Genomic DNA, 12,180 nt, shown 5'->3' on the forward strand with positions numbered 1-12,180 from the left:
ACCCTCACCACCCCGCAGCACCGCCTCCAGCGACCACTCCACATACGGCGACAGCGCACGCTCACACTCCGCCATCCGCCCCGCGAACACCGGCGCGGAATCGAGCAGTTCCACCGCCATCCCCGCCCACTGCGACCCCTGACCGGGAAACACGAACACCGCCTTGCGGCCACCACGAGGGGCGGTGCCGCACACGGCGTCGGCGGATGTCCCACCGTTCGCCACCGCGGCCAGCGCGTCGAGCAGTCCGGCACGGGAGGTGCCCACCACCACCGCGCGGTCCGTGAACCGGGACCGGCCGGCGGCCAGGGACAGGCCGATATCGGCGGGGCGGGGCCACGGCCCGGCGGCCACATGCGCGTGCAGCGCGGCGGCCTGGGCGCGCAGCGCCCGCGCCCCCTTGGCGGACAGCGGCCAGGCGACGGGGCCGTGCGGTTCCGCCGACGGCGCCCCGTCCTCGGGGACCCGGTCCTCGGAGTCGTGGTCCGGGGCGGCTTCCAGGACCAGATGGGCGTTGGTGCCACTGGCTCCGAAGGAGGAGACTCCGGCACGGCGCGGCCGGCCGGTGTCGGGCCATGGTGTCGCGACGGTGAGCAGCCGTACGTCGCCCTCCTCCCAGTCCACCCGTGGTGTGGGCCGGTCGATGTGCAGGGTGCGGGGCAGCAGGCCGTGGCGCATCGCCAGGACCATCTTGATGACACCGCCGACGCCGGCGGCGGCCTGGGTGTGGGTGAGGTTGGACTTGAGCGAGCCCACCAGCAGCGGCTGTCCGGCGGGCCGGTCGGCGCCGTACGTGGCCAGGAGCGCCTGAGCCTCGATCGGGTCGCCGAGCACGGTGCCGGTCCCGTGCGCCTCCACGGCGTCGATCTCGGCGGGCGCCAGCCGGGCGCTGTCCAGGGCCTGGCGGATGACCCGCTGCTGGGAGGGGCCGTTGGGCGCGGTCAGCCCGTTGCTCGCGCCGTCCTGGTTGACGGCGGAGCCGCGGACGACCGCGAGGACGGGGTGGCCGTGGCGCCGGGCGTCGGACAGCCGCTCCAGCAGCAGTACGCCGACGCCCTCACCGAAGCCCGCGCCGTCGGCGGCGGCGGAGAACGACTTGCTGCGCCCGTCCGGTGCCAGTCCCCGCTGACGGCTGAACCCCACGTACAGGCCAGGGGTGGACATCACCGTCACACCGCCGGCCAGCGCCAGGTCCGTCTCGCCCGCGCGGAGCGCCTGGCAGGCCAGGTGGACGGCGACGAGCGAGGAGGAACAGGCGGTGTCGAGGGTGACCGCCGGACCTTCCAGACCGAGGCTGTAGGCGATGCGCCCGGACACGACGCTGGAGATGCTGCCGGTCCCCAGGAAGCCCTCGAGTTCATCGGGTACCCGGGTCAGACGGGAGCCGTACTCGCTGTAGATCACCCCCGCGTAGACGCCCGTACGGCTTCCCTTGAGGGTCAGCGGGTCGATCCCGGCCCGTTCCACCGCCTCCCAGCAGGTCTCCAGGAGCAGCCGCTGCTGGGGGTCCATGGCGAGCGCTTCGCGGGGCGAGATCCCGAAGAACGCGGCGTCGAACGCGCAGGCGTCGTGGAGGAATCCCCCCTCACGGGTGTACGAGGTGCCCGGCGCGTCGGGGTCGGTGTCATAGACGCCGTCGAGGTCCCAGCCGCGGTCGGCCGGGAATCCGGTGACCGCGTCCCGTTCCTTGACCAGCAGTTCCCACAGCTCCTCCGGGGAGCGCACCCCGCCCGGGAAGCGGCAGCCCATCCCCACGACGGCCACCGGTTCGCGGGGTTCCTCGGCGAGCCTGCGGTTCTCCTGCCGCAGTCGCTGGTTGTCGAGGAGCGAGGCGCGCAGCGCCTCGACCACCTGGTCCGTGGTCATGTTCGTCCTTTCGTTCCCTTCCGGTTCAGCCACGTCCGTCACCGCCCAGAGCCAGCCGGACCAGTCCGTCCACATCCATGCCGCGGATGGCGTCCCGGTCGCCGTCGTCGTCCGCACTCCGGTGTGCCGTGGCCGGTGCGGACGAGGTGTCGTCGCCACCGGTGGCGGGAGGTGTCAGGCGCAGCAGGGGGTCCAGCAGTCCGGCGTCACGCAGCCGGGCCAGGGGGATGGTGGCCAGCCGTCGGCGCAGTTCCCCTTCGTCGTCCCGGTCCACCGGTGGTGCGGGAGGGGCCGCGGGGGCGATCCGTCCGGCCAGGTGTCCGGCGACGGCGGCCGGTGTGGGGTGGTCGAAGACGAGGGTGGCGGGCAGTCGCAGACCGGTGGCGGCTTTCAGCCGGTTGCGCAGGTCGACGGCGGTCAGCGAGTCGAAGCCGAGGTCCTTGAAGGCCCGTTCCGGGTCGATCGCGTCGGTGCCGGCGTGGCCGAGGACCTCGGCCACCTGGCCGCGCACCAGCTCCACCGTGCGTTCCAGACGCTGGTCGGCGGGCAGGGCCGCCAGCCGGGTGCGCAGGGACGCGGTATCGGCCGCGCCGGCGGCGGACGCGACCGGCCGGTGGCGGGCCGGGAAGAGGCCGCGCAGCAGGGGCGGGACGGGGGCGGCAGGTGTCGCGGCGCGCAGCCGGGCGGTGTCGAGCCGTACGGGTACCAGGAGTGGTTCGTCCAGCCGCAGCGCGGTGTCGAAGAGGGCGAGGCCCTGGTCGTCGGTGAGCGCGCCCACTCCTCCGTGGGTCATCCGCCGCAGTCCGGTGGCGTCGAGGGTGCCGGTCATCTCGCCGCGCCGTTCCCACAGGCCCCAGGCCAGTGACTGGGCGGGCAGCCCGAGGGAGTGGCGGTGCTGGGCGAGTGCGTCCAGGAAGGCGTTGGCCGCCGCGTAGTTGCCCTGGCCCGCGTTGCCGATGATGCCCGACGCGGAGGAGAAGAGGACGAAGGCGGACAGCGGATGGTCGCGGGTGGCCTCGTGGAGGTGGAGCGCCGCGTCGACCTTGGGGCGCAGGACACGGTCGAACCGCTCGGGGGTCAGCGAGGTGACCACTCCGTCGTCGAGGACCCCGGCGGCGTGGACGACGGCGGTCAGCGGATGCCGCTCGGGCACTCCGGCCACCAGGGCCGTGACGGCGGCCCGGTCGGCGACGTCGCACGCGGCGAACTCGGGCCGGGCACCGAGGGCTTCCAGTTCGGCGCGGAGCGCTGCGGCCCCGGGCGCCTCGGCGCCGCGCCTGCCCACGAGGAGCAGGTGGCGGACACCGTGCCGGGCCACGAGGTGACGGGCCACCAGACCTCCGAGGGCGCCGGTGGCGCCGGTGACGAGCACGGTGCCCTCGGGATCGAGAGGCCGGGCCGGCCCGTCCTCCGGAGCCGGAACACGGGCCAGCCGGGCGGCGAGCAGCGTGGTGTCCCGGACGGCGAGTTGGGGTTCACCGAGGTCGAGGGCGCCCCGCGGCAGGTCCGTCAGGGTGCGGCGGCTGTCGGCGGCCTCGTCGGTGTCGACCAGGAGGAACCGGTCGGGGTGCTCGGACTGGGCCGAGCGCATCAGGCCCCGGGCCGCGGCGGCGGCCGGAGCGGTGATGTGCTCGTCCGAGGTGGCCCGGACGGCGCCGCGGGTGAGGAACACCAGCCGGGTGTCGGTGAGCCGTTCCTCGACGAGCCAGTCCTGGAGGAGCGCCCGGGTCGCGTCGACGGTGGACCGCACCGCCTCGGCATCGTCCCCGTCGGGGACGCAGGCCACCAGGACCGCATCGGGCACCGGGGCGCCGCTCCGGACCGCGCTGACGAGCGCGGCGAGGTCCGGATAGGTGTCGGGAAGACCGTCCACGGGAGCGAGCGCGGCCCACCGGACGGTGTCCGCGCGGTCCGTGGCCGGTACGGGCACGGGGGTCCACTCCACGCGGAAGAGGGAGTCGTGTGCCGGGGTGGCGGAGGTGTGCAGGGTCGTGGTGTCGACCGGCCGGACGGTCAGTCCGCCGACGGTGACCACCGGCCGGCCGGAGGGGTCCGTCGCGTGGATCGACACCGGCCCCTCGGTGTCGCACACCAGCCGGACACGCAGCTCGGTGGCGCCGGAGGCGTGCAGGGTCACCCCGGTCCACGCGAACGGCAGGCGCGCGGTGCCCGGGTCGAGGCCGGGGTCGTCGTTCCCGTCGCGGGCGCCGAGCCAGAGGCCCTGGAGGGCCGCGTCCAGCAGTGCGGGGTGGATGCCGAAGGCGGCGGAGTGCGGCTGCTGGCCGGCGTCGAGGCGTACCTCGGTGAAGAGTTCGCCGCCGCGCCGCCACGCGGCGCGCAGTCCGCGGAAGGCCGGGCCGTAGCCGTAGCCGGATGCGGAGAACCGCTCGTAGAGGTCCTCGACGTCGACCGGTTCCGCTCCGGCGGGTGGCCATTCCCTCAGGGGACCGGGCAGCGGCTCGGCCCGCTCGTCGGCGAGGGCGCCGGTGGCGTGAAGGGTCCAGGGCGCGTCGGGGGCGTCCTCCGGCCGGGAGAAGACGTCCACACCGCGGCGGCCGGTGTCGTCCGGGGCGCCGACGCGCAGTTGGAGTGCGACTCCCCCGCTCGCGGGCAGCACCAGGGGAGCCTGGAGGGTCAGTTCCTCCACCAGGGAGCAACCCGCCTGATCCCCGGCGCGCAGGGCGAGTTCCACGTACGCGGCGCCGGGGAGCAGCAGGGTGTCCGCCACGGCGTGGTCGGCGACCCAGGGGTGGGAGTGCGCCGAGATCCGTCCGCTGAGCAGCAGTTCACCGCTGCCCGCGACCTCGGCGGCGGCGCCCAGGAGCGGGTGGCCGAGGGCGCCGAGACCGGCGGCGGCGACATCGGCGCCGCCCGCGGCCGGGTCCGGCAGGGCCCAGTAGGACCGGTGCTGGAAGGCGTACGTAGGCAGCTCCACCCGCGTGGCCGGGTACCGCGCGAACAACGGCGCCCAGTCCACCGGCAGTCCGTGCGCCCATGCCGCGCCGAGCGAGGTGAGCAGGCGCTCCATCCCGCCCTCGGCACGGCGCAGGGTCTCCAGGACGACGCCGTCGCTGTCCGCGGCCTCCTGGGTCTCCTGGACGGCCGTGGTCAGCACCGGGTGCGGACTGAGCTCGACGAAGGTGGTGAACCCGGCGTCGGCCAGGGCCCGGATCGCGGTGGCGAAACGCACCGCGCCGCGCAGATTGCCGTACCAGTACTGGGCGTCCATGGCGGAGGTGTCCAGCCGGGCGCCGGTCACGGTGGAGTACAGGGGGATGGCACCGGTCCTCGGTGCGATGCCGTCCAGTGCGGTGACGAGCGTGGTCTCCAGGGCTTCCACGTGGTCGCAGTGCGAGGCGTAGTCCACGTCGATCCGCCGGGCGCGGACCTCCTCCCGCTCGCAGGACACCAGGAGTTCGTCCAGCGCGGCGGTGTCACCGGAGACCACGACCGACGCCGGACCGTTGACGGCGGCCACCGCGAGGCGGTCGTCCCAGGCGGAGATCCGGTTCCGGGCGTCCTCCTCGCAGAGGGCGAGCGACGCCATGCCACCGTCGCGGCCGAGGGAGGCGATGGCGCGGCTGCGCAGTGCCACGACGGTGGCGCCGTCTTCCAGGGACAGCGCTCCGGCGACGACCGCGGCGGCGATCTCGCCCTGGCTGTGGCCGACGACGGCGTCCGGGACCAGGCCGTGGGAGCGCCACAGCGCGGCCAGTGACACCATCACGGCGAACAGGACGGGCTGCACCACGTCCACCCGGTCCAGCTCGGCGCCGGAGTCCACGACGTCCAGCAGCGACCACTCCACGTGCGGGGCCAGGGCGGCCGCGCAGTCACGCATCCGGTCGGCGAACGCGGGGGACGCGACGAGCAGTTCCCGCGCCATTCCGGCCCATTGCGCGCCCTGCCCGGGGAAGACGAAGGCGACGGGCCCCCCGGTGTGCGCGATACCGCCCACCGCGGGGGTGGCTCCGGCGACCAGCTCCTCCAGGGCGGCGGGCAGTTGGTCGCGGTCGCCGACGAGGACGGCGCGGTGTTCGTATGCGGTGCGGCCCGTCAGGGACAGGCTGACATCGGCCACGTCGCACCCCTCGGTGCCGGCCAAGTGGTCGAGCAGACGCGCGGCCTGGGCGCGCAGTGCCTCCGCGGACCGGGCGGAGAGGAGCCAGGGCAGCACGGGGCCGGGCTGATCGTCGTGGGTCTGCGGGTCCTCGTGCGGCAGCGGTGGCCGCGGGGCCTGTTCCAGGATGACGTGGGCGTTGGTGCCGCTCAGCCCGAACGAGGACACCCCCGCGCGGCGCGGCCGGTCGGCTTCCGGCCAGGGTGTGGTGTCGGTGGCCAGGGCCAGACCTCCCTGGTTCCAGTCGACATGGGTGGTGGGCCGGTCGACGTGGAGGGTGGCGGGAACGGTGGCGTGGCCCAGGGCCAGCACCGTCTTCATCACTCCGGCGAGTCCGGACAGGGCCTGGGTGTGGCCGATGTTGGACTTCAGCGAACCGACCAGCACGGGCCGGTCGTCCGGCCGGTTCCGTCCATAGGTGGCCAGGAGCGCCTGGGCCTCGATGGGGTCGCCGAGGGTGGTGCCGGTGCCGTGGGCCTCGACCACGTCGACGTCCGTGGTGTCGAGTCCGGCGTCGCTGAGCGCGGCCCGGATCACCCGCTGCTGGCTGGGTCCGTTCGGCGCGGAGAGACCGTTGCTGGCGCCGTCCTGGTTGACGGCCGAGCCGCGCAGCACCGCGAGCACCGGGTGGCCGTTGCGGCGGGCGTCGGCCAGCCGTTCGACGAGCAGGACACCCGCGCCCTCGCTCATGCCCATCCCGTCGGCGGCGTCGGCGAACGCCTTGCACCGGCCGTCGGGGGCCAGACCGCGCTGCCGGGAGAAGCTGGCCAGCGCGCCGGGCGTGGACATCACGGTGACACCGCCGACGAGGGCGAGCGAACAGTCCCCGGCGCGCAGCGCGCGGGCCGCCAGATGCAGGGCGACCAGGGACGAGGAGCAGGCGGTGTCGACGGTGATGGCCGGGCCCTCCAGGCCGAGGGTGTACGCCACCCGGCCGGAGACGACGCTGGGCGCGCTGCCGGTGAGCAGATGTCCCTCGGCCTCCGCGGAACGGGCCACGGCGGTGGCGTAGTCGCTGTAGTTGACCCCGGTGAAGACACCGGTGCGGCTGCCGCGCAGGGCGGTGGGGTCCAGGCCCGCGCGTTCGAGCGCCTCCCAGGAGGTCTCCAGCAGCAGGCGTTGCTGGGGGTCCATGGCGCGGGCCTCGCGGGGCGAGATGCCGAAGAAGTCCGCGTCGAAGTCGGCGGCGTCGTGCAGGAAGCCACCGTGCCGGGTGGTGACGGTGCCGGGGCGGTCGGGGTCGGGGTCGTAGAGCGCGTCGAGGTCCCAGCCGCGGTCGGTGGGGAACCCGGAGACGGCGTCGCGGCGGTCGGTCAGCAGCTCCCACAGGGCACGGGGGGTGCTGACACCACCCGGGAGCCGGCAGCCCATGGCGACCACGGCGATCGGTTCGTCGGTGGCGGCGGTCGTCCCGTGGTCCCCCTGACTCCGTCGGTCGTCCTTGTTCCCGTCCCCCTTCCCGTCGTCGTCGCCGTCCGCCTCGCCGAGCAGACACTCCCTCAGATGGGTCGCGAGCGCGGTGGCCGAGGGGTGGTCGAAGACCACGGTCGACGGCAGTCGCAGTCCGCTCGCGGTGTTCAGCCGGTTGCGCAGTTCGACGGCGGTCAGTGAGGCGAACCCCAGCTCCTGGAAGGCCTTCGCGGGCGGGACGGTGTCGGTGGAGTCGTGGCCGAGCACGGCCGCCGCGTGGGTCCGGACCAGGTCGAGCAGCAGCCTGGACCGTTCCGCGGGGCTGAGCATGGTCAGCCGCTGCCGCAGTTCCGACGCGGCCGGTGCCGGGGCGACGGTGTCCGGCGCCGCGAGCGCGCGCCGGGCCTCGGGGACTCCGGTCAGCAGGGGGCTGCGACGGCTGGAGGTGAACACCTCGGTGAAGCGCGGCCAGTCCACGTCGGCGACGGTGATGAGGGTGTCGTCGTCATCGAGGATCTGTTGCAGGGCGGCGATCGCGGTGCCGGGGTCGATCCGCGGCAGTCCGTGCTCTTCGAGGTTGAAGAGGTCGGCGACGGGTCCCTGGGCCGCCGGGGCCGCGGGGTTGTGCGCCCGCCAGATGCCCCAGTCGACCGTGGTGGCGCTCAGGCCGCGCGCCCTGCGGTGCTGGGCCAGCGCGCCCAGATAGGCGTTGGCGGCGGCGTACGCGCCGTGGTCACCACTGCCCCACACGCCCGCGATCGAGGAGAACAGGACGAAGGCGTCGAGTTCGCGGTCGAGCAGGGCGTCGAGGTGTCCGGCGCCCGCCGCCTTGGCGGCGACGATCCGCTCGAACGCCTCCAGGGGCATGGCATCCAGCGGGGCGAGGGCGATGTGCGCGGCCGCGTGCACCACGGCGGTGACGGGGGTGCCCTGGGCGTCGAGCCCGGTCAGGAGCGCCTCGGTCTGGGCACGGTCGGACAGATCGCACATGGGCAGGGTGAGACGGGTGCCCAACCGGGCGAGTTCGGCCGTCAGCTCCGCCGCCCCGGGCATGTCCGGGCCACGACGTCCGGGCAGCACGAGGTGTTCGGCGCCTCCCCGGGCCAGCCAGCGGACGAGGTGCGGGCCGACTGCTCCGGTACCCCCGGTCACCAGGACCGTGCCGCGGGGCCGCCAGGAACGGCCGGGGCGGGCGGAGGCGCGGGGTGCCCGGACGAGGCGGCGGGCGAGCAGACCGGTGGACCGTACCGCCAGCTGGTCCTCGGCCCCCGTGCCGCACAGCGCGGCGCACAGCCGCTCACGCGCGCGGTCGTCGAGCCGCGCGGGGAGGTCGACCAACCCGCCCCAGCGGCGGGGGTGTTCGAGCGCGGCGACCATACCGGTCCCCCACACCAGCGCCTGCCGGGGCGCGGTGGGCGGATCGGCGGGGCCGGTGGAGACCGCGCCGGTGGTGGCGCACCACAGGGGTGCGGTCATTCCGAGGTCGCCCATCGCCTGGACGAGCGCGAGGGTGAGGGCGGTGCCCGTGGGCAGCGCCGGGTGGCCGGGGTGGGGATGCGTGTCGAGGGCGAGCAGCGAGAGGACGCCGGTGACGGGATGGCCCTCGGCCGCGGCGGCCAGTACGGCGGCGAGCGCGGTCCGGTCGGCGGTGGCGTGGGGCTCGGCGGTGACGACGGTGGCGCCGTGGTCGGTGAGCGCGCGGAGGACATCGCGCCCGGTGGCGTCGGTGCCCCGGCCGGGCGACAGGACGACCAGCCAGCGGCCGGTGAGGGTGGTGGCGGGCGGGTCGGACACCGGCCGCCAGTCGACGCGGTAGCGCCAGGAGTCGGCGACGGTGGCTGCGTCCCGGCGTCGGCGCCAGTCGCCGAGGGCGGGGAGCACCCGGCCGAGCGCCTCCGCGTCCACGGTGAGCGCGTCGGCGGCCTCGGTCACGTCACCGCGTTCGACGAGGTCCCAGAAGGGCGCGTCGTCACCGGCGGGTGGCGTCGTGGGGGCGCTGGGCTCCAGCCAGTGGCGGCGCTGCTGGAACGGGTAGGTGGGCAGGTCGATCCGGCGGGCCCCGGAGCCCTCGTAGACCGCGCGCCAGTCCACCGCTGTGCCGTGGACCCACAGTTCGGCGGCGGAGGTCAGGGCGCGCCGGGGGCCGCCCTCGTCCCTCCGCAGGGTGCCGGTGACGAGGGTGTCGGCCGCGCCGGTGTCCTCGGCGACGTCCTGGACCGGCACGGTCAGCACGGGGTGGGGCGACACCTCGAGGAACACCCGGTGGCCCTCGCGCACCAGGGAGCGGACGGCGGTGTCGAAGCGGACGGTCTCGCGGAGGTTCCGGTACCAGTACGCGGCGTCCATGCCGGCGGTCTCCAGCCGCTCACCGGTGACGGTGGAGTACAGCGGTACGCGGGGCGCGGCCGGGGTGATGTCCGCCAGCGCGGTGAGCAGGCCGTCGTGGACGCGCTCGACCTGGGCGGAGTGGGAGGCGTAGTCGACGGGGAGGGTGCGGGCGCGGATGTCCCGGGTGCCGCAGAGGGAGACGAGTGCGTCGAGGGCCGTCCGGTCGCCGGAGACCACGACGGCGGCGGGCCCGTTGACGGCGGCGATCGACAGCCGGTCCGTCCAGGGAGCGATCAGCTCCTCGGCCCCGGCGAGCGGCAGCGCGAGCGAGACCATGCCACCGTCACCGGAGAGGGCGGCGACGGCGCGGCTGCGCAGGGCGACGGCCTTCGCGCCGTCCTCCAGCGAGAGCGCTCCGGCGACGACCGCGGCGGCGATCTCGCCCTGGCTGTGGCCGACGACGGCGTCGGGTTCGACGCCCCAGGACCGCCACAGCGCGGCCAGTGACACCATCATGGCGAACAGCGCGGGCTGGACCACATCGACCCGGTCGAGCGAGGCGGCGCCGGGCGATCCACGCAGCACATCGCGCAGTGACCAGTCCACCAGGCCGGACAGCGCCTCCTCGCAGGCGTCCACGGAGGCGGCGAACTCCGGTGAGATGTCCAGGAGTTCACGCCCCATACCGGTCCACTGGGCGCCCTGTCCGGGGAAGACCCAGGCGATCCGCCCGGTGGGCACTTGCTCGGTGTGGCCGGTGACGACCGGGCCGGTGTCCCCGCGGACCAGCGTGGACACGCCGTCGAGGAGTTCGGTCCGGTCCGCGGCCAGGACGACGGCACGGTACTCGAAGGCCGTCCGGGTGGTGGCGAGGGAGAACCCGATGTCCACCGGGCGTGCCTCGGCGGTGCCGTCCAGCCGTGCCCGCAGGCGTACGGCCTGGTCGCGCAGGGCGGCGGCGGTGCGCCCGCTCAGGAGGCAGGGTACGACGGCCGGGGTGGTGACCTCGGGCGCCGGGGACTCCTGCGCACCGGGGTCCACGGCTTGGGGGTCGGGCGCCTGTTCGAGAATGAGGTGGGCGTTGGTGCCGCTCATACCGAACGAGGACACGCCCGCGCGGCGTGGTCTGCCGGTCTCCGGCCACGGCGTGGCCTCGGTCAGCAGCGCGACCGAGCCCGCCGACCAGTCCACGTGTGGGGTCGGCTCGGTGATGTGCAGGCTCCGCGGCAGCACCCCGTGGCGCAGGGCGAGGACGGTCTTGATGACCCCGGCGACTCCTGCGGCGGCCTGGGTGTGGCCGATGTTGGACTTCAGGGAGCCGAGCCACAGCGGCCGTTCGGCGGGGCGGTTCCGGCCGTAGGTGGCGATCAGGGCGTCGGCCTCGATGGGATCGCCGAGGGTGGTGCCGGTGCCGTGCGCCTCCACGGCGTCCACATCCGCCGGGGCCAGGCCCGCGTCGGCCAGCGCCGCCTGGATGACGCGCTGCTGGGAGGGTCCGTTGGGGGCGGTCAGCCCGTTGCTGGCACCGTCCTGGTTGACGGCGGAGCCGCGCAGGACGGCGAGCACCGGATGGCGGTTGCGGCGCGCGTCACCGAGACGCTCCAGGAGCAGTACGCCGATGCCCTCGCCCCAGCCGGTGCCGTCGGCGGTGGCGGAGAACGGTTTGCAGCGTCCGTCGGCCGACATCGCGCCCTGGCGGCTGAACTCGGTGAAGACGGAGGGCCGGGACATCACCGTGACCCCCGCGGCCAGCGCGAGGGAGCACTCCTCGTCACGCAGGGCGCGCGCCGCCTGGTGAACGGCGACGAGCGAGGCCGAACACGCGGTGTCGACGGTGACGGCGGGGCCCTCCAGCCCGAGCGCGTAGGCCACCCGGCCGGAGGTGACGCTCATCGAGTTGCCGGTCATCAGGAAGCCCTGGACGGTCTCCGGGGCACCCGCGCCGAGTTGGGCGTAGCCCTGGTCGATGGCCGCGGCGAACACTCCGGTACGGCTGGCGCGCAGCGAGGCGGGGTCGATGCCCGCGCGCTCGACGGCCTCCCAGGCGGCCTGGAGGAGCAGGCGCTGCTGCGGGTCCATGGCCACGGCCTCGTGCGGGGAGACGGCGAAGAACCCGGCGTCGAAGTCGGCGGCGCCGTCGATGAACGCGCCCTGGCACGGTACACCGCCCTCGGTCAGCCGCCCGGTGTCCCAGCCACGGTCCCCGGGGATGCCGGTGACGGTGTCACGGCCCGCCACCAGCAGCTCCCACAGCTCCTCGGGGGTGCGCACACCACCGGGGAAGCGGCAGCTCATCGAGACGACGGCGATGGGCTCGTGGCCGCGGGCCTCGGCCTGGCGCAGCCGTCGGCGGGTGTCCCGCAGGTCGATGGTGACGCGGTTGAGGTAGTCGCGCAGTTTCTGCTCGCTCACCGGGCACCTCCGGCGGTCCGTCGGGCCGGCTCGGTCTGCGGGTG

General features: G+C 74.9%; 2 protein-coding genes. Both read right to left on the bottom strand.

Annotation, left to right across the window (positions count from 1 at the left end; all coding sequences use genetic code 11):
- Nucleotides 1–1,941: type I polyketide synthase (locus AC07FT_RS35380; RefSeq protein WP_479180242.1), on the bottom strand; the 1,941-nt coding region annotated here is incomplete at its 3' end.
- On the bottom strand, nucleotides 1,892–12,136 hold the full coding sequence (locus AC07FT_RS35385) for a type I polyketide synthase (protein ID WP_479180244.1): 10,245 nt from the start codon (nucleotides 12,134–12,136) through the stop codon (nucleotides 1,892–1,894). The genes AC07FT_RS35385 and AC07FT_RS35380, both read right to left, overlap by 50 nt.
- Nucleotides 12,137–12,180: the final 44 nt, after the last annotated feature.

The sequence above is a fragment of the Streptomyces sp. NPDC045899 genome (assembly GCF_056431485.1).